This is a genomic window from Shewanella zhangzhouensis, from assembly GCF_019457615.1.
Classification (GTDB): domain Bacteria; phylum Pseudomonadota; class Gammaproteobacteria; order Enterobacterales; family Shewanellaceae; genus Shewanella; species Shewanella zhangzhouensis.
Window position 1 is genome coordinate 1,320,215 of sequence record NZ_CP080414.1, and the last position, 25,793, is coordinate 1,346,007.

General features: G+C 54.5%; 21 protein-coding genes. 11 read left to right on the forward strand and 10 right to left on the reverse strand.

Annotated features, from left to right (window positions below; all coding sequences use genetic code 11):
• Positions 1-28: 28 nt before the first annotated feature.
• The 4 genes from K0H63_RS05745 to K0H63_RS05760 all read left to right on the forward strand — a co-directional run bounded on the left by K0H63_RS05745 (position 29) and on the right by K0H63_RS05760 (position 5,751).
• Positions 29-2,866, forward strand: coding sequence for a M16 family metallopeptidase (locus K0H63_RS05745; protein WP_220067106.1), 2,838 nt, complete (start codon positions 29-31; stop codon positions 2,864-2,866).
• Between the two features lie 186 nt (positions 2,867-3,052).
• Positions 3,053-4,633, forward strand: coding sequence for a glutamate--cysteine ligase (gene gshA / locus K0H63_RS05750; protein ID WP_220067107.1), 1,581 nt, complete (start codon positions 3,053-3,055; stop codon positions 4,631-4,633).
• Positions 4,618-5,034: a hypothetical protein gene (locus tag K0H63_RS05755; RefSeq protein WP_220067108.1), complete on the forward strand. Its 417-nt coding sequence runs from the start codon at positions 4,618-4,620 to the stop codon at positions 5,032-5,034. The genes gshA and K0H63_RS05755 overlap by 16 nt, the downstream gene beginning before the upstream one ends.
• Positions 5,035-5,139: 105 nt before the next feature.
• Positions 5,140-5,751, forward strand: a complete 612-nt coding sequence (locus tag K0H63_RS05760; protein WP_220067109.1) for a transglycosylase SLT domain-containing protein — start codon at positions 5,140-5,142, stop codon at positions 5,749-5,751.
• A gap of 179 nt (positions 5,752-5,930) precedes the next feature.
• Here the strand turns inward: K0H63_RS05760 and K0H63_RS05765 are convergent, their stop codons facing one another.
• The 7 genes from K0H63_RS05765 to dauA form a co-directional block, all read right to left on the reverse strand.
• The gene (locus tag K0H63_RS05765) at positions 5,931-8,237 is read right to left on the reverse strand and encodes a toxin-antitoxin system YwqK family antitoxin (protein WP_220067110.1); all 2,307 of its coding nucleotides are present in this window, start codon (positions 8,235-8,237) and stop codon (positions 5,931-5,933) included.
• A gap of 38 nt (positions 8,238-8,275) precedes the next feature.
• Complete coding sequence (locus K0H63_RS05770; protein WP_220067111.1) at positions 8,276-9,505, reverse strand: GGDEF domain-containing protein; 1,230 nt, start codon at positions 9,503-9,505, stop codon at positions 8,276-8,278.
• A gap of 128 nt (positions 9,506-9,633) precedes the next feature.
• Positions 9,634-10,719 carry a 5-(carboxyamino)imidazole ribonucleotide synthase gene (purK, locus tag K0H63_RS05775; protein WP_220067112.1) on the reverse strand — a complete coding sequence of 362 codons (1,086 nt, stop codon included), beginning with the start codon at positions 10,717-10,719 and terminating at the stop codon, positions 9,634-9,636.
• Between the two features lie 2 nt (positions 10,720-10,721).
• Complete coding sequence (gene purE, locus K0H63_RS05780) at positions 10,722-11,213, reverse strand: 5-(carboxyamino)imidazole ribonucleotide mutase (protein WP_011759180.1); 492 nt, start codon at positions 11,211-11,213, stop codon at positions 10,722-10,724.
• A 151-nt stretch (positions 11,214-11,364) separates the two neighbouring features.
• Entirely contained in the window at positions 11,365-12,540 is a 1,176-nt protein-coding gene (locus K0H63_RS05785; RefSeq protein ID WP_258405661.1) for a PQQ-dependent sugar dehydrogenase, read from the reverse strand.
• A 166-nt stretch (positions 12,541-12,706) separates the two neighbouring features.
• Positions 12,707-14,089, reverse strand: a complete 1,383-nt coding sequence (locus K0H63_RS05790) for an SPFH domain-containing protein (protein ID WP_220067113.1) — start codon at positions 14,087-14,089, stop codon at positions 12,707-12,709.
• A gap of 123 nt (positions 14,090-14,212) precedes the next feature.
• Complete coding sequence (dauA, locus tag K0H63_RS05795; RefSeq protein ID WP_220067114.1) at positions 14,213-15,931, reverse strand: C4-dicarboxylic acid transporter DauA; 1,719 nt, start codon at positions 15,929-15,931, stop codon at positions 14,213-14,215.
• Between the two features lie 252 nt (positions 15,932-16,183).
• Here dauA and K0H63_RS05800 point away from each other — a divergent pair, with 252 nt between their 5' ends.
• The 3 genes from K0H63_RS05800 to K0H63_RS05810 are packed head-to-tail and all read left to right on the forward strand — an operon-like array spanning position 16,184 to position 18,416.
• On the forward strand, positions 16,184-16,780 hold the full coding sequence (locus tag K0H63_RS05800; protein WP_220067115.1) for a sigma-70 family RNA polymerase sigma factor: 597 nt from the start codon (positions 16,184-16,186) through the stop codon (positions 16,778-16,780).
• Entirely contained in the window at positions 16,770-17,531 is a 762-nt protein-coding gene (locus K0H63_RS05805) for a hypothetical protein (protein WP_220067116.1), read from the forward strand. Before K0H63_RS05800 ends, K0H63_RS05805 begins: the two co-directional genes overlap by 11 nt.
• A 39-nt stretch (positions 17,532-17,570) precedes the next feature.
• The gene (locus tag K0H63_RS05810; RefSeq protein WP_220067117.1) at positions 17,571-18,416 is read left to right on the forward strand and encodes a substrate-binding periplasmic protein; all 846 of its coding nucleotides are present in this window, start codon (positions 17,571-17,573) and stop codon (positions 18,414-18,416) included.
• 20 nt (positions 18,417-18,436) lie between these two features.
• Here the strand turns inward: K0H63_RS05810 and K0H63_RS05815 are convergent, their stop codons facing one another.
• The 3 genes from K0H63_RS05815 to rdgC all read right to left on the reverse strand — a co-directional run bounded on the left by K0H63_RS05815 (position 18,437) and on the right by rdgC (position 21,135).
• Complete coding sequence (locus tag K0H63_RS05815) at positions 18,437-19,621, reverse strand: HD-GYP domain-containing protein (protein ID WP_220067118.1); 1,185 nt, start codon at positions 19,619-19,621, stop codon at positions 18,437-18,439.
• Positions 19,622-19,703: 82 nt separating this feature from the next.
• Positions 19,704-20,132 (reverse strand): hypothetical protein, encoded by a 429-nt coding sequence (locus K0H63_RS05820; protein WP_258405662.1) that lies wholly within the window; start codon positions 20,130-20,132, stop codon positions 19,704-19,706.
• A 91-nt stretch (positions 20,133-20,223) separates the two neighbouring features.
• A complete protein-coding gene (gene rdgC, locus K0H63_RS05825; RefSeq protein ID WP_220067119.1) occupies positions 20,224-21,135 on the reverse strand; it encodes a recombination-associated protein RdgC in 912 nt (303 codons plus the stop codon).
• A 292-nt stretch (positions 21,136-21,427) separates the two neighbouring features.
• Between rdgC and K0H63_RS05830 the strand changes: the two genes are divergently transcribed.
• The 4 genes from K0H63_RS05830 (at position 21,428) to K0H63_RS05845 (ending at position 25,762) form a co-directional block, all read left to right on the forward strand.
• Positions 21,428-22,354: a porin gene (locus K0H63_RS05830; RefSeq protein ID WP_220067120.1), complete on the forward strand. Its 927-nt coding sequence runs from the start codon at positions 21,428-21,430 to the stop codon at positions 22,352-22,354.
• Between the two features lie 185 nt (positions 22,355-22,539).
• Complete coding sequence (phoB, locus tag K0H63_RS05835; protein ID WP_011759190.1) at positions 22,540-23,229, forward strand: phosphate regulon transcriptional regulator PhoB; 690 nt, start codon at positions 22,540-22,542, stop codon at positions 23,227-23,229.
• A 71-nt stretch (positions 23,230-23,300) separates the two neighbouring features.
• Entirely contained in the window at positions 23,301-24,605 is a 1,305-nt protein-coding gene (gene phoR, locus K0H63_RS05840) for a phosphate regulon sensor histidine kinase PhoR (RefSeq protein WP_220067121.1), read from the forward strand.
• A gap of 185 nt (positions 24,606-24,790) precedes the next feature.
• Positions 24,791-25,762, forward strand: coding sequence for a PstS family phosphate ABC transporter substrate-binding protein (locus K0H63_RS05845; protein WP_220067122.1), 972 nt, complete (start codon positions 24,791-24,793; stop codon positions 25,760-25,762).
• Positions 25,763-25,793: the final 31 nt, after the last annotated feature.

Below are 25,793 nucleotides of genomic sequence, written 5' to 3' on the forward strand. Positions count from 1 at the left end.
AAACTAGAAGTAAAACAAGGGATAGCTAATGAAAAAGTGGATTCTGGCTGCCGCCATTTCGGCAGCGCTCGCGGGCTGCGCCCAGCACTCTTCTGACTCTCTGGCACTGCCGGAAGGGGTCACCCTGGTTGAGACCGTTGCCGTGGACAGCACCGGCGTCGGCATTCCTTACAAGAAGTTCCAGTTGGCCAATGGTCTGACAGTGATATTACACCAGGACAGCTCAGATCCTCTGGTGCACGTGGATGTGACCTATCACGTGGGCTCAGGCCGAGAGCTGCCCGGTCGCAGCGGTTTTGCCCACCTGTTTGAACACATGATGTTTCAGGGGTCTGAAAACGTTGCCGATGAGCAGCACTTTAAAGTGGTCACGGAGTCAGGCGGTACCCTGAATGGCACCACCAATACCGACCGCACCAATTATTTTGAGACAGTGCCCAGCAACCAGCTGGAAAAAATGCTGTGGCTCGAATCTGACCGCATGGGCTTCTTCCTGCCTGCACTTACCGACGAGAAATTTGAGGTGCAGCGCGAAACCGTGAAAAACGAGCGTGCCCAGCGTATCGATAACCAGCCCTATGGCCGTATGTACGAGCGCTTCAGCCAGGCCATGTATCCTGCCGGTCACCCATACTCCTGGCCTGTGATTGGCTGGCCGGATGATTTGAACCGCGCCGAGCTTGCGGATGTGAAGCAATTCTTCCAGCGCTGGTATGGCCCAAACAATGCCACCCTGACCATTGGCGGCGATTTTGATGAGTTGCAGACCCTGGCCTGGGTGAACAAATACTTTGGTGATATCCCACGTGGTCCGGAAGTGGAGGCGCTGCCCAAAACCCAGGTAACCCTGGATAAAGACAGATACCTGTCCATGGAAGACAAGGTGCATTTGCCGCTTATTCGTATGGCATTGCCAACCGTGTATGCCAGCCATCAGGATGAAGCCGCACTGGATTTGCTCGCCAACATACTTGGCGGTGGTAAAACCTCGCTGGTGTACAAAAACCTGGTTAAAGAAGGCTATGCGGTGCAGGCCAGTGCCAGCCATCCATGCCGCGAGCTGTCCTGTGAAATGTCATTTTTTGCCCTGGCCAATCCCGCCAAGGGCGGCAGCCTCAAAGAGCTGGAAGGCAAACTTCGTGCATCCATCGCCGAGTTCGAGCGCCGTGGCGTGACTGATGAAGATTTGGAAAAGGTCAAGGTGCAATTCGAGGCCGATACCATCTTTGGCCTGCAGAGTGTTCGTGGCAAGGTGTCGGCGCTCGCTGCCAACGAGACCTTCTATGGCAACCCCAATATGATTGCCAACGATTTGCAGCGCTATGCCAGCGTGACCAAAGAGGATGTTATTCGCGTGTTCAACCGGTACGTGAAAGACAAGCCCATGGTCATCATGAGTGTGGTTCCTGAGGGTGCCAGGGCACTGGTGGCTGCGGCCGACAACTTTAATGCACCCGCGCCACTGGTGGCAGCCAATGCGGTGGCCGGTGAGTTAAACGTAAGTGAGGCCAAATCGTCCTTTGACCGCAGTGTGATGCCACAAAGTGGCAAAGCACCAGTCCTCAAGGTACCCACGCTGTGGCGTGACAATTTGGGCAATGGCATTGAAGTGCTGGGTACCCAGAGTGCCGAGACCCCCACCACGGAAATCGTGATTTACCTTGCCGGCGGTCATCGCCTGGCCGATGTGAGCAAGGCCGGTGTGGCTCAGCTCACCGCCGCCATGCTCAACGAGTCAACCAGCCAACGCTCCAGTGAGGAACTGACCCAGGCGCTGGAACTCCTGGGGGCTTCGGTGCAGTTTTCTGCCAGCGACTATCAGAGCGAAATCAAGCTGTCAGCTCTCACCGAAAAGCTGGATGACACGCTTGCGGTTTTGAAAGAGAAGCTGCTGATGCCGGGCTTTAAGGCGGAAGACTTCGAGCGGGTGAAACAGCAAACCCTGCAGGGGCTTAAACATTCCCAGTCTAACCCCAACTATCTGGCAAACACAGGTTTTGCCAAGCTGCTTTACGGTGATAAAAATGCCCTGGGCGTGGATGCCAGCGGCACGGTAGACACAGTTGCCGCCCTGACCCTGGACGACATCAAAGCCTTCTACCAGACACAGTACAAAGCCAGCAACGCCCAGGTTGTGGCTGTGTCCAGCGCACCTAAAGCGGCACTGCTCTCTTCACTGAAGACCCTCGACAGCTGGCAGGGTGAGGCCACTGCCATACCCGCGCTTGGACAACTGCCAGACTTAAGCGGCGGCACCATTTATGTGCTGGATAAACCCGGCGCGGCCCAGTCAGTTATTTCCATTGGTAAGCTTGCGCTGCCCTTTGATGCCACCGGTGAGTACTTTAAAGCCGGTTTGATGAACTACCCGCTGGGTGGTGCTTTCAACAGCCGTATTAACCTGAACCTGCGTGAAGACAAGGGATACACCTATGGCGCCCGAAGTCGTTTCAGCGGCGGAAGCGAAGTGGGTCAGTTCCTGGCTACCGCCAGTGTACGCAGTGATGTGACGGCACCTGCCGTATCTGAGTTCATTAAAGAGATCACCACCTATAACGCCACAGGTATCCGTGACGATGAGCTGAGTTTCATGCGCAGCTCCATCTCCCAGGGCCAGGCACTGGATTATGAAACCCCATACCAGAAGGCTGGCTTTATGCGGATGATCCAGCGTTACAATCTCAATGATGGCTTTACCGCCGAACAGGATAAAATCATCGCGGGTATTCAAAAAGATGAAATCGACGCTCTTGCCAAGAAACATCTGAATATCAACGAGATGGTTATCTTTGTCGTGGGTGACAAGGCCAGCATATTGCCTGAACTCAAGGCGCTCGGGTATCCGGTGAAAGACTTGGTATTGTAATATCACAGTGCAATCCCCATATCGTTGACAAGCAAGGGTGGCGACTGAGCCACCCTTCTTATCTTTCTCCCTTGCCGCCATAGGCAAATGGCATTATTTTGGACAAAAGCCGAAAGACCCGAGGGTCGCCACAGGTCTTGCTGTGTACGGCGGCGCAGCGCGCCATAGCAACCAGAGAAGAATCAATTGACAGCATTCAATGACAGACTCGGGGCTCTCTCCGATGCAGAAGGACGCAAGGCACTTGCCGGGCTGCGACGGGGTTTGGAGCGTGAGGCTTTGCGTATCACCAGCTGTTGCCAGCTGGCAATGGACCCTCATCCCAAGGCGCTGGGCTCGGCGCTGACCCACTCCAGGATCACCACTGATTACAGCGAAGCCTTGCTGGAGTTTATTACGCCGGTCAGTGGCAACATTGAAGACTTGCTGGAAGGCCTGACTGAGACCCATGCCTATACGCTTAAGCATTTGGATGGTCAGAAGCTGTGGCCGGTGAGCATGCCCTGTTATGTGGGCGATGTGAAAGACATTCCCATTGCCCAATATGGCAGCTCCAATACCGGCAGGATGAAAACCCTCTATCGCAAGGGGCTGACCTACAGATACGGCGCCCTGATGCAGATTATTTCCGGGGTGCATTTTAACTTTTCGCTCTCCAGCGACTTGTGGCCAAGACTGCATGTGCTCTCTGGCAGCAGCCTGACGCTGGATGAGTTTATCTCTGAATCTTACTTTGGCCTTATCCGCAATTACCGCCGTCTGGTGTGGGTATTGCCGTATCTCTTTGGCGCGTCACCGGCCATTTGCGGCTCTTTCCTCAAGGGGCAGAAAACCAGCCTCGAGTTTGAAAAAACAGCCGGTGGTACCCTGTATCTGCCCTACGCGACGTCACTGCGGATGAGTGACCTTGGCTACACCAACAAAGAGCAGGCCAGCCTCAACATCAGTTATGACTCCCTCCATGACTATTTGCAGGGGATCCGCGAGGCGATTTGCTTGCCATCGGCCAAGTTTGCCGAAATTGGCGTGAAGGTGGATGGCGAATATCGCCAGCTCAATGCCAATGTGCTGCAAATTGAAAACGAGTTTTACGCCCCCATCCGTGCCAAGCGGGTTACCCGTAAGGGGGAAAAGCCCTCCGAGGCGCTGGCTCGTGCCGGGGTAGAGTATATTGAAGTGCGGGCGCTGGACGTAAACCCCTTCAGCCCGGTTGGGGTTGAGGCCTCACAATTGCGCTTCCTCGACCTGTTCCTGCTTTATTGCCTGCTGTCCGATTCGCCAAAGAGCGATGCCGCCACTGAAGCTGAAATCGCCACCAACCTCAGAGCGGTTATCCACGAAGGGCGCAAACCCGGACTGGAACTCAGTCGTCAGGGCGAGCCTGTGGCATTGAAAACCTGGCTGCTGGAACTCTTCGATGAGTTTGATAAGCTCGCCAGTTTGCTGGACATAGACAGCAGCGATTATGCCGAAGCGCTGGCCCAATGGCGCCTCGCAGTTGAAGACCCTGCCCTGACACTTTCAGGCAGGGTACACACCGCCGTGGTGGAGCAGGGCATGAATCATGGCGATTTCGTGATGGGGCTGGCTGCCAAATATCAGGATTTCTTCCTGTCGTATCCGCTGTCTCCCGGCGTGGAAGCGGGTTTCCAGGCCGAAGCTGCATCTTCTCTTGCCGCTCAGGCTGAGATTGAAGCCAGTGATGAAGAAAGCTTTGATGAGTATCTCAAGGGCTACTTCAAAGGTGTGCCATGCGCGCTCTCCTGATCCTGTCACTCAGTGCAGGACTTACGGCGTGCGCCAGCAATGTGGAAGACGTCAATCAATGCGGCTGGGTCTCTGGCTATCAGGACCCGCCGGAGGCAGAGCGTCTCTATCGTGCCGTTGTCACCGATGTGAACGGCACGCCAGTGATTTCCCGCCCCAACTACCAGCTCGCCCCAGGGCGGTATGAGTTTTCGCTGGTGGAGCTGATTGACGCGCCGGATTTGAAAGTGACGCCGGATGCGCATCAAAGAAAAACGCTGACCATAGAGGTCGCAGCAGGGATGCGCTATCACTTTGCTGCCCGTTATAAAGATGACAGACGTTACTTCGGTAATAATCCCGACTTTTGGGAACCGGTTATCTGGCAAAGCGAAGCGGCAGAGTGCACCTTTGCCAACTAGCGTTTTATCGACCCAGGACGACGCCCGTCACCCTTAGCCTTGTACGAATTGCATCTTAATCAATGACATGGGAAACTCGACCCACTGGTTGTTGTAGGAGTTGATATGTACAAGGCCCTGACGCCACTGCTGTTGCTGGCACTTCTTGGTGGCTGTGCCAGCGCCCCGCCCAAAGATCCCGATAATATCTGCGCCATTTTCAGGGAGCATCGCAGCTGGTATGAGGCCGCGATCGATACGCAGGAGAAATGGGGCGTTCCTGTGCATGTTCCGCTGGCGATGATGTATCAGGAAAGCTCATTCAAGCATGATGCGGCGCCGCCCATGGAGTATTTTCTGGGCTTTATCCCCATTGGCCGCGCCAGTGATGCCTACGGCTATGCCCAGGCCAAGACCATGACCTGGGATGATTATGTCAGGGAAACCGGCAACAGCTGGTCCAGTCGCAGTGATTTTGATGATGCCATGGACTTTATGGGTTGGTTTATCACCAAAACCCACAAGATCAATGGCGTATCCAAGTGGGACGCCCGCGCCCAATATCTCAATTATCACGAAGGTTGGGGGGGCTATCGCCGCGGAACCCATAAATCCAAGAAATGGCTTATCAAGGTAGCGGCCAAGGTGGACGAGCGCTCCCGTCGCTACGCCGCTCAGTACAAGGGCTGCAAGGAAGAGCTGGATTCTTCCTGGCTGTATCGCCTCTTCTTTGGCTGAGGCCTCTTTTGAAAAGGCAGCAATACGCTGACGCGATTTTTAGTCGTTGAGCAAACCCGGTATCTGCGACTGAAGAGTCCGGTTCCTGGCGGGTAAAGACTCTCGTTATTGGCGGATAACAACAAGGGCATTCACGTGGAATGCCCTTTGCTTTTTTGCCCTTTGCCCGCAGGCTGGTATCAGTTGTGATGCTCGGTTTTAATCAGCTTGCCGAACTGATCGAAGAACTGCCAGTCACCGGATTGTCGGTCGGCAATATAGTTGCCTTCAATACGCTTCTCGCCACCAGACCAAAAGCTCAGCCACAGACCTTCTTTCCTGTCTTTGATAAAGCTGCCCTGCTCAGAGAGTTTGCCATTGGGGTGGAAATAACGGGCTTGACCTTCACGGCGCCCGTTCAGCCATGACTCCTGGGCCTTGAGGATGCCTGTTGGGTAGTACTCTTTGTGATTACCGCTCGGCTCGTCATGCTGGTAATCCCCTTCCGACTTGGGCTGACCGTCGTCGTAGAAGGTCTTGCGGGGGCCATGCAGTTTGTCGTCATCATAGGTTGCAATCCATTTGGTCAGGCCGCTTTCGTACCAGGATTGCCACTGTCCGGTTTTATTGCCCTTGATGAGCTTGCCACTCAGTTCCATCTGGCCATTACTGACGTAAAAGGTGTGATAGTCGCCTGTTTTGGCGTCCATGTCGAAGGTGGTCAGGCGATAACGCACACCGCTGAAAGAGAACAGCTCTTCTGTGCCATGGCGCTTACCGGCATGGTATCGGGTCTTACTGTAAACATTGCCTTCAGGGATGGGGCCAAAAGTGGGGTCTTTCTCTTCGTAGCGATACTCGACCCATTCCCCTTCTTTTTGGTTCTCTCTGTACTCGCCACTGGTGCGGCGACGGCCCTCATAATATTGGATGTACTTACCGTTCAGTTTACCGGCCAGATATTCCTGCTCGCTGCCTATTTGCCCTTTCTGGTATAGGCGCCACAGGCCGGTTTTTTTGCCCTGGTCGTAGTAGCCCGTCTCGTTCAGGTCGCCATTGGCATACCATCGGCTGTATTCGCCTTCGAGGGGATACTGATTGGCATTGGCTGGCTTTTCCTTGGCGTAATGTTTGAGCTCCTGAGGTGTGCCATCCCGATAGAAGCGCTCATAGCGGCCCACCCAAAGCCCATCGTGCATTTCGCCTTTGGTTTGCAGTTTGCCATCATCGTAGTAGCGCTCTGATGTGCCCTCGAGTGTGCCATTTACATATTGATCAAATGCTTTGGGTTTACCTGAAGGATAAAAGGTACGCACATCGCCGTGGCGAACGCCTTGCAGCCAATGGCTCGATTCGATAAGGGTATCGCCCTGATAGCGCAAAAATGCACCCTCGCGCAGACCGCGCTGGTAGACACTGGATTGCTGCAGCAGCCCTTCACTGTTATAGCTTTCCTGCTTGCCATGGCGGGGATACTGGCCATTGTCGGCGGGGCGGTCAATCGCCAGTGTCTCAAGCTCTGCCAACTGGCCGTTGGGGTGAAAACGCTGCTGAATGCCCGCCTCGTTACCGCCCTGATACTGCAGTTTGGCACTCAGGTTGCCTTCGTCGTCATAATACAGTTGCTCACCTTCCAGCTTGCCTTTGTAATACTGCTCTTTTACCCGGGGCAGTCCTTCACTGCTGAAGCTCAGGCATTCGCCATGGGGCTTCCCGCCGAGGAAGTTGCACTGGGTTTCGGGCTGGCCGTCGGGATAAAACTGCTGCTCCAGGCCATTTTTCTTATCCTCGCTGTACTCGGTGTCCAGGCTAAGCCGCCCCTGACTGTCCCATTCCTGCCATTTGCCCGTACGTTGCCCCCTGGTATCGTATTGCCCCTGCAGCTTACGCTCACCGGACGCATAGTAATGGGTAAGCTCTCCCGTTGGCAGGTTGTCGGCAAACTGGGCATTCATCGCCAGTTGGCCGTTTTCATGGAATTTTTGCCACTGGCCGTGGCGAAAATTTTGCCGGTAGCGCTCCACTTCGGCCAATTGCCCCGTGCTGAAAAATCGCTCCGTGAGTATCAGATCTCCGGCGGCGTAACGGCGCTGCTCTACTGTCTGACCCGTGACGTTAAACTGCTGCCAGTTGCCTTCCGCCAGGCCATTATCAAAGTGCTGGGTCTCCACCAAGGCGCCGCTGCGGCTGAATGTTTGCCACTCCCCCTGCTGCTTACCCTGTAAAAATTGCCCCCTGGTCATGGGTTGGGACGGACCGTAGTAGGTTTCCCATTGGCCGTGGGGCAGGCCAGTGTCAAACCCGGCCTGGGTAAAGCTGCCATCTTCGCGGGCCAGCACAAACTCCCCCTGCAGTGGCAGGCCATTGGTGCGTTTGAAATACTGGGACACTCCCTCCCGGGTGCGAACATCCACCAATTGTTGGGAGAGCTGTTCTTTGGCGAATGTCGGGAAGATTGAAAACAGCAGGCTGCTGGCAAGCAGGCTTGCCCTTAGGATTGGATACATCTACACGTCCTTGTTGTAATTCCAGGGGTAACTCAGGTTCAGGCGGATTGGCTGCTGGTTGCTTTTTGTCTGCCACGCTTTTGCGCATACATACGCTCATCGGCGAGTTTGAAGCTGGCGGCAAAGTCTCCATTGAATGGGGCGAACCCGGCACTGAAGAGCACTGGTGCCTCGGCGCGGGCCATGGTGTGTTTCAGCTGCTCCAATCGCTCAAGCAGTTGTTCTTCACTGCTCTGGGTGAGGATAACAAATTCATCACCGCCAAAACGGCTGATAAGGCAGTTTTGCGACCAGGTCATCTTTAACGCATCGGCCAGTATCGCCAGGGCCTTGTCACCGGCCTGATGACCTTGGCTGTCGTTGAGTACCTTGAGGTTGTCCAAATCCAGTACCACCAGATAGCTGCCGATACGGCTTTTGGGCCACCGGCTGACCTGCGATTCAAAATACTGCCGGTTGTGGAGTCCGGTGAGGATGTCGAAAGTGGCCAGCCGCTGAATTTCCCGCGACTTTTGATACAAGGCGATGGCGCTGGCGGCTTCGTGGGTCAAAATCGCCACGAGATTGCGGTCGTAATCGCTGAAAGCCGCCAGATGGCTGCTATCGAGATTGAGCATGGCGTAGAGTTTGCCGTCGATATGAATGGGGCTTGAGAGGGTAGAGCGGATGGGCTGTTTGGCGGCGGTGAGCAAAATTTGCTGCTCGGCCGGGGTCAGGGTGCTTTGGGCATTGATATGCTGCATATCATCGATTACCACCACCTTATCGCAGCGCCCCTTGGTCATTCGATATTCAAAAGACTGCTCCAGGGAAAAATCGATGGTTCTGAGCCGGGACAGATCCAGGCCCACAGCAGATTCAAACATCAGTTTATGGGTATCGGGATCGACGCGGATAATGCTGCCCATCTCGGCGCCGTTGATGACCGAAACCGCCTTGTTGAGCAAGGCATCCAAAAAGGCATGTTCGTTCTGGTATTGGCTGGAGAGGTGGATGAGCTCCATGCTGGCTTCGTTGATGGACACCACCTGCTCCAGGTGATCCCACAAGCGTTGCAGCCGGCCCTGATGCAGGTAATAGCTGAGGCTGTATCCCATCAAATACACCAGGCACACCAGCAACAAAATCATCCACGGCAGAGAGCCTGCGGGGGAAAACAGATAAAAAATCCCGACGAACACTGACAGAGGCGTCAGCAGCAACATCAGGTGGTAACGCAGGCCGAGGGTATCAATTCGCTTGTGTTTGAGACTGTCCCATTGCTTCACTGAAAATATCCATATCGAATCTCTGGCCCGACCATTATACGGGTGAAATCCAGCTCTTGCACTGGCTAAAAGCGCGACAGAGGCCATAAAAAAGCCCCGAATTTTCGGGGCTTTGATGATGACGTTGCTTAGAAGTCGGCGTTATCGAGGATCCACTGAAGTGGCGCCTGATATTGTGTCGGCATCCAGTTTTTAAGCTGACTGATGCTACCTTCAAGCATGGCATGGTTGTGCACAGAGAGGTTCAAGTGACCCACCTTGCGGCCCGGACGCACGTCTTTGGCGTACCAGAAAAGCTCTGCGTTGGGCAGACTCAACCAACGATCGTCCTTGTCGATACCGATAAGGTTAACCATCACACAGGGGAAGTTCACCTGAGGCTGCTGGATAGGCAGGTCGCACAGGGCGCGCAGGTGCAGCTGGAACTGATCCATATGGGTTCCGGCCTGGGTCCAGTGGCCTGAGTTATGTACCCGAGGAGCCAACTCGTTCACCAGCAGGTGGTCGCCAACGCGGAAACACTCCATCGCCATCACACCCACATATTCGAGGCCTTTCATGATGGTGCCCAGCATGGCTTCCGCTTCGGCCTGCAGCGGCGCCAGGCGCGGCAGCGGCGAAATGGAGGCCATCAGGATGCCATCCTGGTGCAGGTTCAACGTCAGCGGATAGAAGAAGCATTCACCACTGTGGGTGCGTACGCCAACCACAGACACTTCTTCATCAAAATTTATGGCTTGCTCGGCAATGGCTTCACCGCGCCAGTCGGCGGGGATCTGGCCATTCTCGGCCTGCTTGAGCCAATGTTGGCCCTTGCCATCGTAACCACCGGTACGGCGCTTCATCAGCACCCGCTCGCCATACTTGCCATAGAGGGCGTTGACGTCGGTGCTTTCATCCACCAGCTCCCAGGGGGCGGTGGCAACATTCAGCTCATCGAGCAGCGACTTCTGGGTGTAACGGTCGGCCAGGCGGCCAAACACAGGACTGTTGATGAAATTCTTGTGGGTAGAGAGTTGCAGACTCAGGCTCGACTCTGGCCACTGCTCACGCTCGGCGGTGATGATGTCATCGTCCGCCAGCGGCAGTTTTTCATCGCTGGGGGCCATAATATCCACCGGCAGCACTTCAATCGCCAGTGGCTGACCGGCGTGGGACAGCATGGCACCGAGCTGACCATTGCCCAGTACCCAAACGCGCTTTGTGTTTGCCATGATTACGCGTCCCTCGGATCCGGATTTTCCAGTACGCTCTGGGTCTGTTCGGCGCGGAAGGCTTCCAGGCGCTCGGCGAGAGCAGCGTCGTTGTTGGCGAGGATTTGGCAAGCCAGCAGACCAGCGTTAAAGGCACCGGCTGTACCTATGGCGAGGGTCCCCACCGCAATGCCCTTTGGCATTTGCACGATAGAGAGCAAGGAGTCCATGCCGTTCAGAGCCTTGCTCTGCACGGGTACGCCGAGTACCGGCAGACGGGTCTTGGAAGCCAGCATGCCTGGCAGGTGTGCGGCGCCACCGGCACCACCAATGATCACCTGAAAGCCTTTGTCAGCTGCTGTGGCGGCGAAGTCCATTAACTTGTCCGGGGTTCTGTGGGCGGAAACCACCTCAACATGGTAAGGCACCTGCAGTTTATCCATGATCTCTGCGGCGGCTTCCATGGTGGGCCAATCACTCTTGGAACCCATTACGACAGCAACGAGGGCGTGCATGATAACTCCTTAACGACTGATTTTAATTATATTTGCCTGTTTTCAGGCGAGGGTACTTTTAGCCCTGGCTGCGGGGGAGCCCCCTCGGTAGTCGTTGCCAGGGCGAGATGGGGCGCAATGATAGCATGATGGACGTGGTTTCGCTGCCTTTTCAGTTGCCTTTATCAGCGCCCGCCTGGCCTGTGTATCGGATGCGATAAAGCCGGTCGCGACCATCGTCGCTGACCAGCAAACTGCCGTCGGGGAGCATCATCACATCGGCGGGGCGGCCATGGACCTCATCCCCCTGCAACCAGCCTTCGGCAAAGGTTTCGAGGTGTTCCACGTCATTGCCGTTAAGCTTGGCGAAGCGTACCCGGTAACCGACCTTCTCGCTGCGGTTCCAGGAACCATGCTCGGCGATAAAAATGCCACCCTGATATTTTTGTGGAAACTGTTTTCCGGTATAGAAGGTCATGCCAAGACTGGCCACATGGGCGCCAAGCCTGGCCTTGGGCGCTTCATAGTCTTTGATGTTGTGGCCTTGGCCAAACTCCGGGTCCAGGGTGTCACCCTGATGCACATAGGGGTAACCGAAGTGCTGGCCCGGGCTTGTGAGCCGATTCAACTCATCGGAGGGCATATCATCCCCCATCATGTCGCGGCCATTGTCGGTAAACCAAAGCTCGCCGGTGGCGGGGGCAAAGTCGAAACCGACGCTGTTACGCACGCCGAGGGCTTCATCCCTTGTGGTCAGAGTGTCCAGATCCAGGCTGATGATTTTACTGTACTCTTTGCCCGCATCACAGATGTTACAGGGGGCGCCGATGGGGATGTAAAGGCGGCCATCCGGGCCGAATTTCAGGTATTTCCAGCCGTGGTGTAAATCCTTGGGTAACTTGTCGTAAATCAGGGCAGGAGCGGCCTTGCCCGGGCTCTGAGCTTCATCCACACGGTACAGGTTACCCACATCGGCGATATAGAGTTTGCCATCCCGGTAGGCAATGCCCGATGGCATGGTGAATTTCATCGCAAGCTGTCCGGCGCGCACACCGGCCTTTTCGGCCTCTGAGCCCGGCAGTGGCAGATAGTGCACCTTGCCTTCTTTACGTGAACCCACATACAAAAGACCCGACTCAGTCACGGCCATCTGGCGATAGTTTTTAAAGCCATGGTGCAGCACCTCAATCTGAAAACCTGCGGGCAGCTTGATAAGGTCGAGCACTGCCTGATTTTCGGCGTCGCTGTAGGCGACTGCCTGCCAGGGGATGAAGAGCGCGGTGGCTAAGGCGGTCGCCAGTACGAGCGAGCGGTGTGGGGTAGCATGTCCTTTTTTGACCGATGTCATCGGCTCCTCCTGTGGGGCACTTTCGTGAACTTGCTCCCAAGCATGCCAAAGCAGGATGAAAAAAAACAGCGCCGACTGGCGCTGTTTGTTGTGTGGCTACTCGTTTGGCCCATCGTTTGGCGCGTACGTTTGGTTTGGTGGCAATGGTTCCTGGCCTGCCTGCGGGCTATTGCTTGGTGTTATTGCCAAGCGCCTGACTTTTTTCCATCAGCCCCAGCGCGGAGAACCCCGTTATCACGTCCAGATTTGAGGTCATGCCCCCATTGCCACCGATGTAGTTTTGCGGCATTTCCACCTTGAAGTTGGGCAGATTCTGATACAACACCTTGGCCACATCACGGTTCATCTCAGCGGTATAAATTTTCTCGTAGGTACCCAGGGCTTTGTATTTGGCTGCCAATACCTCGGCTTCGGCGATACCCGTTTCGCGGATTGCCTTGGCTTCAAAGGAGGCCGCAGCGGCGTTGGCCTTTTGAATTTCCAGGTTGGCCTGTGCCATTTCCAACTCTTTGGCCTTGGAAAGTGCGGCAATTTCTTTCTTCTTGCGCTCTTCCACCAGTTCACGCTCGGCAATCTGGCGGGCAATTTCCACTTCTTTTTGCTGGGAGATTACCGCTAGCTCTTTGGCGCGCTGGGCATCCTGCACTTCGCGGGTACGCTGGATTTCTTTGCGCAGCTGCTCTGTCTTGGCCTGGGCCTTGGAGGTTTCCTGCTCCTGGATGGTACGGATGCGCTCTGCGACCAATTTCTTTTTGTCAGTCAGCAGTTTATCCAGCTGATCTTCAGGAGAAGGATCGCCAATGGTCACCTGGGTTACGGTCACACCGTACTGGCTCAGGGGGTTGTCCTGGCGTATCGGCTGGCCGCTCTTATCGGTCACTGGGATGGTTTTCCACACCAGCTGCTTGGTGGCCTGCAGTTTGTTGGAGTCGTCCTGGTCGAAGCCGACGGGCACCAAATCAACCTGTTCCACTTCCACCTGACGGCGCTCTGTGGTGTAGATACCGTTGCTGAGCTGGTCGGCCAGCTGGGCTTTAAACTGGTTCAGGCCGCCTTGGAAAAACTCTTCGCCGGTGTACTGGGTGGCGGTGATCACGGTAACGTTGCGGGCGTTTTTAATCAGCATGGTTTCAATCAGGTTGTCGTTGGAGCGAAACTCCCGGTGCATCTGGATAATTTGCTCCGGGGAGTGGGACAACTTGAAGCGGAAGGTGGCTGGCACCTGGCCCGTGTAGGTATCGGCAAAGCGCACCTGCAGCGACGGCAAACGCTGATAGAAGGCCTCGCCCTGATTATTGCCAAAGGAGACAGTAATCACCTGATCGTAGCGGGTTATTTTGGACAAAAATGGCATACGCACATGGATGCCCGGCTCGGTAAACACATCCAGTGCCCCGGTGATGTTGTTTTGATGCACGTAGGTGTAACCGGCATCCGTCATCAAAATGGAGCTTTTCAGCACCGCCAGTGCACCTATGGCGCCCAGGGTGATAAAAATACTTTTGGGGGAAACGGCTTTGCGTGCGCGGGAAATGGTGGACTCTTCCATGGTGCTTCCTTGTCTTGTCCTTGTCGTTGAAAGGCGATTTAGCTGAAGGTTGCACATGTTACAGGGAAGTTCAGTTTGGGTCATGCATTTTGGCAAGACCCAAACCCTAAAACTATCAAAATGTTAATCCGTATTTGCGACAGTATCTTTCAAAGCGGCGGACATATCTGGATAGAAGGAGAGGACTCCCGGCTTCTCCTGAACGCCCGCCTTGACCAGGGCTCTCAGCGCCTGGAAGGGCACAGACACGATGCGGATTTCCCGCCCCTGCTTTTGTGCCCAGGCCACGGTGCGCTCCAGCGCACTGAGGCCACCTGCGTCCAGCAGCGACACATTCTGCCAATCCAGTACCAATATGGGGGCGCCATTCTGGCGGTGCATCAATTCGCTGAAGAGATTATCCGCGGCGGCAAAAAACAGCGGGCCGTCGATACGAAAGGCTTCGATATCGGGGCTGTCGGTATCACTGCCGCAGTCCAGTGCAACCAGTCGGGTGGACGCCGCAAGTTGCCCCATCAGCAGCAAGGACGCCAGCACTATGCCAACGCCAATGGCTATCACCATATCGAAGGCAACCGTAAGTATGAGGCAGGTGAGCAGTACCGCCACGTCCGACACATGGGCGCGGCGGATAAGGTGCAGACTCTTTTTGGCTTCACTCATGTGCCATGCCACCACCAACAGCAGCGCGGCCATGGTCGCCATGGGGATATAGGCCAGCACGGGCGCCAATAACACCAGCGCCAGCAGCACGGTAAGCGCGTGGAACACGGCGGCCAAGGGACTTTTGGCACCGGCACGCACGTTGGCGGCACTGCGGGCGATGGCCGCGGTGGCGGGGATAGCACCGAAAAAGGGCGCAATAAGATTGCCAAGCCCCTGGCCAAAGAGCTCACTGTTGGCACTGTGACGATTCCCCGTCATGCCATCCACCACCACGGCGCAGAGTAATGATTCGATTGCGCCCAGCATGGCAATGGCCATGGCGGAGGGCAGCAGATTCTGGATGAGTTGCCAATTGAGTGTCAGCGGCTCGCCTCCCACGCCCGGCAGCTCCCATGGCAGCAGAAAAGAAGGCAGTACCGAAGGGATCCCTGCCATCAGGGTGCCGTCATCCAGGGTGAATGAAAAACGTGAGCCAATGGTCTCTACATCAAAGCCAACGCCGCCAAGCGCGAGGGCACAGAGGGTGCCTGCCAGTATCGCCGGTAAATGGGGCGGCAATTTTTGAGTGAGTTTGGGCCAGAACACCAACACAGACAGTGTGACTGTGGCCACCAGGATGCTGGGCCACTGGGCCTGGGGCATGGCATGGAACAGGGTCGAGACCTTGTGCCAAAAATCCTCAGGGAGTGCTGCGATAGGTAGGGCAAAGATGTCCTTTATCTGCAACATGGCGATGACGATGGCAATACCGCCGGTAAAACCCAGGGTCACAGGCTCAGGAATATATTGAATAAGTCTGCCCAGGCGCATCAGTGACATCAGCAACAAGATGACACCGGACATCACGGTCGCCAGCAGCAAGCCACCGAGACCATACTGCGCCGAAATGGGGGCAAGCAGTACCACAAAGGCGGCGGTCGGCCCCGACACCGACAGCTTCGAGCCACCACTGATGGCGATGATGATACCGGCGATAATGGCCGTATAGAGGCCGTATTGGGGGGCGACACCACTGGCGATGGCGAGCGCCATGGCAAGCGGAATAGCGATAACTCCCACGGTAATACCGGCGAGTAAGTCAGCCAATAAATCGGCACTGGAATAGCGTTCTCCCAGCAGACTCTGACGCAGGGCAAAGGCCGGAATAAGAGAAGTCAGGTGATGGCGATGTGGCATCCTGGAGTCCTGCCGCGTGGGCGGCCAAAGCTGGGTATTTTAGTGAGCGCTCAGTTACCAATGTGTGAGCTTTGGCAAATTTTTGCAAGCCCTGACCCTTTTTGCTTTTTTCTCCGTTTATAGGGATATAGGGGCAGATTGGGAGGGAATATGGACTTTGCGGCGGTGGCTGTGCACACTGAGTACAGGTGCAATCAAGGTTGGGAAATACGGGCTGAACGCCGCTGTTTTGTCTCAACCATCAGGGCAATCATGACAGCAACGCAATCCATTTCATTGGTGGGTGGTGAGGACGACGAACTGCTGATGCAGCGTTACGCCGCCGGGGATATTCAGGCCTTCGACACCCTTTATCGTCGCCACAAAGGCGGGTTATACCGCTATTTTTTACGCCAGATTGGCGACAGCCAGCTGGCGGAAGATCTCTATCAGGAAACCTGGGGCAGGGTGATAAAGGCGGCGCCTGCTTACGAAATCAGTGCCAAGTTTACCACCTGGCTTTACCGTATTGCCCATAACCTGCTGATCGATCATGTGCGTGCCGTGAAACCTTTGAACGAAGCCGACACACTGGATGAGGAAGGATTGGGGCTGACCGATTCCCTCACGCCGGCGCGAAGCCATGAACATGAGCTTAAGATACAGGCGCTTAAACACTGCGTTGGCCTTCTGCCCCAGGTGCAGAAAGAAGCTTTCCTGCTCTCCAGCGAGATGGGGTTTACTGCGCTGATGATAAGTGAGATTGCCTCGGTATCATTGGAAGCGACCAAAAGCCGTATCCGTTATGCCTATCAGAGCCTCAAAACCTGCGTGACCAAGCGATTGGGGGAGGATAGCGATGAAAGATAGCCAACTGGTGGACTCGGAGCTCAAGCAGACGCTTGACGCGCTTTACCGAGAAGGGGCCAATGAAGAGCCGCCTGAAGCGCTGGATGCGGAAATATTGGCACTGGCCGGTGCCCACCTTGCCAGCCCAAAGCCTGAGGTCGTGGTGCGACGTGGGATCAGGCGTTTTCCCTATGCCATTTCCAGCGCGGCTTCGCTGATGTTATTGGTTGGTCTGGTGCTGCTCAACCCGCAGCAGGTGTTTTTCAATGCCGACACTGTGTTACCTGAGACGGATATGCTGATGGCGCCCACGGCAGAAAGCGATGTTGTCGGGAGCATGGAGGTGAATGCCACCGCGGTTTATGACGCAGGCCTTGCGCCGCAAATGGCAGTCAGCCAGTCTGAATCAGGCGCGCAGCCTACCCAGAGTGAACAGCGTCAAATGCTTGGGGAACAGACACGCAGCGCTCCGGCGGCATTGTCTGCCCCGCCAACGTCCACGGACGTGACGGCCGAGCCTCATGTGGCAACAACTGCCATACTCAAATCAGCGGCGAAGACATCGGCATCGGAGCCACTGATATTACGACCAGATGGTCTGGCGGATACAGACGACGTTGACTTGCTGCTCGCATTCCTGGAAGACACGCTCGCCGGGGGAGACAGCCAGCAGACCCAGCAAGTAATCGAGGCGTTTATTGCCAGGGAGTATGAATTGACTGCGCAGCAGCGGGCGAGATTTGACCAGCTTCAATCCCGGTTGGCTGACTGAGCCACAGTCACAGCCTTAATTTCAGTGAAGGGGGCAAGTATGCAGGCAGTAAAATTTGGACTGGTCCTGTTACTGTTTTCCTGGCTCCCATCGGTGGTCCAGGCGCAGACGCTTTGCCAAACGCCGCTGCATGTTGCCTACAACGATTGGCCTCCTTATTCCTGGTCCGATGAAGGTGGCGAGCCACTGGGGCTGGATATTGACCTTTTGAAAGCGTTTGCCCGCCGCGTAGGTTGTGCACTCGAGTTTGATAAAATGCCGGCGCGTCGTTCCCATCAGCTGATGCACCTGGGGAAGGTAGATATCATGATGGGGGCCAGTAAAACGGCGGAGCGGGAGGAATATGCGCATTTCTCAGTACCGTATCGACTGGAGCAGGTGGGGCTTTTCAGTATTGATGATGGCGGCGTTGTATCGCTGGGCAGTTGGCAGCAGGTGCTCGACAGCAGTCTCAAGTTGCTGGTGCCTCAGGCGGGCTGGTACGGAGAGGCCTATGAGAGTTCAAAACGCAGCTTGGCGATGCACAATCAGCTGGTTGAAAGCCCTGACTTGCTCAAGAGCGTACAAATGTTGTCGAGGGGCCGTGCAGAGCTCGCCATTGGTGATGCACTTTCATTGCCCTTCATTGCCAGCCAACAGGAAAAAGTCCATCTGTTTCGCCATCCGCTTCGCCTGACCGAAAGCGATATACACCTGATGTTCAGCCGATTAACTTTCGACGACGCCAAAGTCAGGGCTTTCAATGATGCTATTCGCGGTGCGGCCGAGGATGGTGAAATTGCCACCTTGCTCCTTAAGTGGGAGCAAATATCGTTAAGCCGCATTGAAGGTGTGTCACAACAGTCCAAAGGCTCGGATGAGCCTATTTGGATTTTGGCTGACTGAGTTTAATCCTCGATATGTGCTCAGTGCCATATTTCTCGCATGGCAGGCTCGCTGAGAAAGGCATCCACCAACAAGGGGTCGAGAATGCTGCCTTTGAGTCCTTTGATGTGGGTGAGAGCCTGTTCATAGGTCATCCGGAATCTGGGGTCAGGATGACAAAGCAAGTCATCCACAGTGTCTATGAGTGCCACAACCCTTGCAGCAAGTGGAATGGATTTTCCCTTGAGCTTACCGGGGAAACCTTCTCCATCCCACCGCTCATGGTGGTAGGCTGCAATGTCTCTTGCCATCGCCAGTAGCACACAGTCCGGTGCTTCCCGTAACAAATCGCCGAGCAAACGGTCACCGATAAGCGTGTGTTTATAACGCTCGCTTTCCATGGCCGGTGTCATGGTGAGCTGTTTACTTTGCAGATTTTCGGCCACACCTATCATGCCTATGTCATGCAAGGTGGCACTGAGGCCAATATTTTCCGCGAATTCCGGGGTTAATTCGTCTGGGCGATGGGGCGAACGCAGCAGGGCCAGAGTAAGAAGTTCACTGGCTTTGGCGATACGATTCAGGTGCCTGGCAGAGTCGGCATCCTTAAAGCCGGAAAGCCGGGCAAGACCGAGGACTGTTGCCCTGCGCGATGCGTGGGTTCGCTCAAGTGAGTCGGAGAGTTTGTCGGTGAGAAAACCTGTCGCCAGGCATAACATCACGTTAATGGTCAAAAAATTAAGCACCACCACCAAGTATATTTCCAGGCTGTAGTCGGGCAGCTTCGGCCAGGGTACCCATCCGGCCTTAAAACCCAATCCCATAATGGTGAGCGTTACGGCAGTGAGCACCAGACAATAGATACCGAACCGTCGTCCGAGCAGCAGGGTCCCAATCAGCGGAAACATAAACAGCCAAAAAAAGCCCGCGCCCGTGGGACCTATAGACCAAATAAAGGCTAACCCTATGCCATAACACAGCAGGCTGCCCATCAGGTAACGCTGCTTATCTTCCAGCTCCGGAAACAGCAGCAGTGCAATCAGTGTCAGGTACGCGAGGGTATCCACAACTACCATGGACCAGAGGCCCTGTTTCATACACAAATACACACTGGTGATATAAACAGGGACACAAATGATCGCCATGGCGCCGAACAGGCGACGGAAGATAATCTGACGCCAATGGGCGAGGTCCGTTGGATTTTCATCCCGTGAAAGTTTGGACATGCAGTGTCAACCTATGCCTTTGGCCTATCTATATATCAGGAAAAGGTTAATATCCCTGTTTTTAGCAGAGTTGCAAGTGATTTCAACCCTTAAACCAGTCCCAGAGACCAAGTGAGGTCTGCGAAAACAAATCGATACCCCACATGGATTTGAGCAAGTAGAGTACCAGTAAACCAAGAAGTGCCAACATAAGCACAAAGAGTATGACGCAGCCCAGTAACAAGGCCAGCGACAGGTGCTTTTCAGTGCGGGTATAGGCGCGGCGGTTTTTGCCGAGCAAAAATACCCAGTAAAAGCGCCAGCGCACAAAAGGCAGTGAGAAGGTGCCCCTGCTGTCGATACTGTGTTGTCCCCAGGTGCGGTCGCCAAGGAGAATACGGATCCCTTCCAATTGCTCATCGCTGTAACTTGCTGCCAGCGCGGGCGGCAATTTACTATACAGGCGCTGCCTGAACTGCCCGCTTGTCACTGATGTTTGCTCTGAAAAGGAGTCTGTCTTGTCGTCCTGCATTGATAATCCAAACAATTTCAAATCGTTTGGCTTCAGTGTAGGACAGATAAAAAAACAGGGCGCCGTGGCACCCTGTTTTTATTGCACTGAATTACTCGTCTTTGGGCAGTCCGCCCAGCGCCTCAACCAGCGCATGCATCAGGGCAACGAGCTCGCTGCCCATGAGGGCGAAATCGGCATCGAGGCGGGCCATGGGGTCATCGTTGCCCAAATCATCGTTGCCGGCACGGAACTCCTCAGAGAACTTAAGACGCTTGAGGCTGGCATCGGATTGGAGCAGGAGCGCGATGGACTGGCCAAAATGCAGCGCCAGCTTGTGTACTTCTTTGCCGGTTTCCAGGTGAGCCAGCACTTCATCTTCGGTGAGAACCTGCTGCTTGAAGCGTACTATGCCACCTTCTTCGGCGGCCGATTTAAGCTCAGCCTCATCCTGCATGATAAAGGGCGCAGTAGCTTCACCGGCCTTGAGCCATTCGGTCATGGTGTGCTCAACCGGGACATTGAAAGACACGGGGATCACCGGCAGTGAACCCATGGCTTTACGCAGCAGCGCCAGCAGCTCTTCGGCCTTGGTGGCACTGGAGCTGTCCACCAGGATCATGTCGATTTCAGGTAAAATCAGTGCATGGATCTGACTGCGACGGGAAAATGCCCGTGGCAGCAGACTGGTGGTGATTTCGTCTTTTAACGCATCTTTTTCTTTCTTGGTCAGCTTGCGGTTTTCTTCATCCTCAAGCTGCCCCACCTTTTCTTCCAGCGCTTCTTTAATGACTTGACCGGGCAGAATTTTTTCTTCTTTGGTGGCGCAAATCAAATGTCGGTTGTTGGCACTGTGCACCAGGGCGCTGCCGTGTTTGCCCAGGGCTTTGGAAAAACCAAATTTACTGATGTCCTGACTGGAGCACGGGCTGAAGGAGAAATCGGCCAAGGCCTTTTCCAGTGAATCTGCGTCTATGGTGACAGGCTTGTTGAAGCGATACAGGGTGAGATTTTTAAACCACATAATTGCACTCGGCCAGAAACAAAAGCCCGAGTGTAAGCCATCTCTGGTGAGCGGGCAAACCGGAAAATTCATGACAGTCAGATTGCGGTTTTGCAAATTCACAAAAGTGTCATCTGCCACTGCATGTGTGTAAAGTGATTGATTTTAAATGGATATGTGAATTTCAAGGATGGCGGGTGAATGATTCGTAACCGCTTAAGTGGATGCTGAAATAAAACTGAAACACTCAGATAGCAAACTTGCGCTCGTTCCAAACCAATAACCAGACGCACTGAACGTCGCAAAGGATTAAATGATGAACGCTTTTAACAAAACTCTGCTTGTTTCCGCGCTGACCGCTGCTTCTTTGGCTTCTGCCCAAGCGGCTGAACCTTTAACTGTTTACGGCAAACTGAACGTAACAGTACAGTCTAACGACGAAGCCGGTGATTCCGAAACCGTAGTACAGAGCAACGCCTCTCGTCTGGGTGTTAAAGGTGCTTTCGAACTGAGCTCTTCTCTCGAAGCCTTCTACACCATCGAGTATGAAGTGGATGCCGGCAGTGATGCCAAGGAAAACTTCCTGGCCCGTAACCAGTTTGTGGGTCTGAAAGGCAATTTCGGTGCGCTGTCTGTGGGTCGTAACGACACCATGCTGAAAATCGCCCAGGGTAAAGTTGACCAGTTCAACGACCTGTCAGGCGACCTGAAGAGCCTGTTTAAAGGTGAAAACCGTATCGAGCAAACCGTGACTTACCTGTCACCAGAGTTCGGTGGTTTCAAAGTGGGTGCTACCTACGCCGCTGAAGGTGCCAAGTCTCAGGCCGGTGAAGACGGTTTCTCTCTGGCCGCCATGTACGGTGATTCCAGCCTGAAGAAAACCGCTTTCTACGCTTCTGTTGCCTATGACAGCGAAGTGAAAGGCTACGACATCCTGCGTGCCACTGTGCAAGCCAAACTGGCTGGTCTGGTACTGGGTGGTATGTACCAGCAGGAAGAGAAGTCAGTTGATGGTGACAGCAAGACAGGTTACCTGGTAAGCGCCGCTTACAACATCGCTGACGTGACCCTGAAAGGTCAGTTCCAGGACATGGAAGACAAGGGTGACTCCTGGTCTATCGGTGCCGACTACAAGCTGGGCAAGCCAACCAAGATTTTCGCCTTCTACACCAGCCGTGATATGGAATCTGCCGATGACACCGACAACTACATCGGTGTGGGTATCGAACACAAGTTCTAATCGGACTTTGTGACAGAAAAAAGGAGGCTTAGCCTCCTTTTTTCATATTTATAAACAGCTAGTTAATTCGTCTGAATATGACAATTTCTGCTGAAATGTGCCATCATTTACCCCGGCGATCATAAATTTGTCACAAAACTGACCAATAATGGCCATCGTGGACATTCACTGATAGAAAACCGCTTATGACTGCAAGGATTTTGATTGTTGAAGATGAGTTGGCCATCCGCGAGATGCTGACGTTCGTGATGGAACAACACGGTTTCACTACCTCGGTTGCCGAAGATTTTGACTCGGCACTGGGACAGCTTCAGGAACCCTACCCAGACCTTATTCTGTTGGACTGGATGTTTCCGGGCGGCAGTGGCATCCAGCTTGCCAAACGCCTCAAGCAAGACGAGTTTACCCGCCAGATCCCGGTCATCATGCTTACCGCCCGTGGTGAAGAAGAAGACAAGGTCAAGGGGCTGGAAGTGGGTGCCGACGACTACATCACCAAACCCTTCTCTCCCAAGGAGCTGGTGGCCCGTATCAAGGCCGTACTGCGCCGTGCGGCGCCAACCCGTCTTGAAGAAACCATCGATGTGCAGGGATTGACCCTGGACCCTGTCAGCCACCGTGTTACTGCCGGTGATACAGTGCTGGACATGGGCCCCACCGAGTTTCGTCTGCTGCATTTCTTTATGACGCACCCTGAGCGTGTCTACAGCCGTGAACAGCTGCTGGACAATGTCTGGGGTACCAATGTGTACGTAGAAGACAGAACCGTAGACGTGCACATTCGTCGTTTGCGCAAGGCCGTTGAGCCTTCGGGGCATGACCGCCTCATTCAAACCGTCCGCGGCGCAGGATACCGTTTCTCCACTCGGGTTTAGTTCGGGATAGGCACAGGTAGCCGGATAGGTTATCTTGTGCCCCCAGACACAACCCTCAGCTGGATATAGCTATGTTTGACTCCTATTCAGGGTATCGCCTGGCCTCCAGGCTGATGATTTACCTGCTTGTCACCCTGGCTTTCGGTTTGCTCATTGGTGAGCTTAGCCTGACGCTGTTGGCCGCTTGTGTGGTGCTGCTGTTTTGGCATTATCGTCAAATTGGCAGGCTGACCCACTGGCTGTGGTATGACAAACGTCTGACTCCTCCCCAGGGCAGCGGTAGTTGGGAAGGGATTTTCAACGGCCTCTACCGCCTCCAGGGAAAAAATCGTCGCCGGGTATCTCAGCTGGCGGGGTTGCTTGGCCGTTTTAGGCAGGGCGCTGAAGCGCTGCCCGATGCGGCCGTGGTGCTCGATTCCGATAAAAATATCCTTTGGTGCAATAAACTCGCTCAGCTGATGCTTGGGCTGGTATGGCCCCAGGACAATGGTCAGCGAATCGACAACCTTATACGCCATCCGGATTTTTCGGCTTACCTCAAAACCCACGATTTTAAAGAACCACTGGAGCTGCCTTCACCGGTTTCTGACAAACGCCTGCTTGAACTCAGGCTGATGAAATACGGCGACAGGCAAATGTTATTGATTGCCCGTGACATTACCCGTATCCGTCAGCTCGAAGGTATGCGCAAAGAGTTTGTTGCCAACGTCTCCCACGAGCTCAAGACACCGCTGACAGTGCTGCAGGGGTATCTGGAAATGATGCAGGGGATGACAGAGCCGGATGACATGAATGCCAAGCCGCTGGCACTGATGCAGCAGCAGACCCGGCGCATGCAGTCCATGGTGGAGCAGCTGCTTACCCTGTCGCGCATCGAAGATGCTGCCGATGTGGATCTGGAAAAAACCGTCAACATGGCACTGCTGATGGCCGCGATCAAAGACGAGGCTGAAGCCCTGGCACAGGGTGAATACACCTTGCAATTTGATGTGCAGCAGGGGCTGAATGCCCATGGTAATGAGGTGCTGCTGAGAAGCGCCTGCAGTAATCTGGTGTCCAATGCTATTCGCTATACACCGCCCGGTGGCATCATCAAGGTCAGCTGGCGTCAGATAGCGACCGGAGGCCGGTTTCAGGTGGAAGACACGGGTGAGGGGATAGCGCCGCAGCATATTGGCCGCCTGACCGAACGCTTTTACCGGGTCGACAGTGCCCGTTCCCGGGCGACCGGAGGCAGTGGTTTGGGGCTGGCAATTGTGAAGCACGCACTGGCTCACCACCATACTGAGCTGTATGTCAGCAGCCAACTGGGCAAGGGCAGCATCTTCGGGTTTGTCATCCCATCACATCTTCTTGAGCCCCAAAAGGGCGCATAAATGGGTTCCTGACACGTAAAGACAGGCTTAAGCCTGTCTTTTCTTTTTGATAAATATTGTGTTTTAGCTTTTTTGAAAAAAATGTGTCGTGTCATCTAAGTGTCACATCAGAGTCATAGACTTGTCATTGTGGCAGTTGATACTGGCTGCGTCTTAAGAAAAAATGGTTCAACACTGGAGCAATTATGAAACTGAAACAGCTTGTCGGCGCCATGACCCTGACCGCCGCCGGTTTATTCACCGCCGCCGCCTCGGCTGCACTGGACCCAGCCCTGCACACCTACGAAAAAACCAGTGGTGTGTCTGGTAACCTGTCGTCTGTAGGCTCTGATACTCTGGCCAACATGATGACCCTGTGGGCTGAAGAGTTCAAAACCATCTACCCTAACGTGAACATTCAAATTCAGGCTGCCGGTTCTTCTACTGCGCCACCAGCGCTGACTGAAGGCACTTCTCAGTTCGGCCCTATGAGCCGTAAGATGAAGCCAAACGAAGTGGAAGCCTTCGAAAAGCACTATGGTTACAAGCCAACTGAAATCCGTGTTGCCATCGACGCCCTGGCGGTGTTTGTGCACAAGGATAACCCAATCAAGGGCCTGACCATCGAGCAACTGGACGGCATCTTCTCTTCTACCCACAAGTGTGGTGGCAACGACGTAGTACGTTGGGGTGACCTGGGTCTGGAGAGCAGCTGGGCTGCCAAAGATATCCAGCTCTACGGCCGTAACTCTGTATCCGGTACCTACGGTTACTTCAAAGAGAAAGGTCTGTGTAAGGGTGACTTCAAGGCCAACGTGAACGAACAGCCTGGCTCTGCCTCTGTAGTGCAGTCAGTGTCTCAGTCACTGAATGCCATCGGTTACTCAGGCATTGGTTACAAGACTGCCGGTGTGAAAGCCGTTGCTCTGGCCAAGAAAGGTAACGAGTTTATCGATGCCAGCGTAGAGAACGCTGCCAACGGTACTTACCCACTGTCACGTTACCTCTACGTATACGTGAACAAGCATCCTAACAAGGATCTGGCCCCAATGGAGCGTGAGTTCATCCGCTACGTGCTGTCCAAGCAAGGTCAGATGGTTGTTGAGAAAGACGGCTACATTCCGCTGCCAGCCAGCGTAATTGCCAAGGACCTGGAAAAGGCCGGTATCCGCCTGTAACAGTCCTCGCCAATCAAAACGCCTCCTTCGG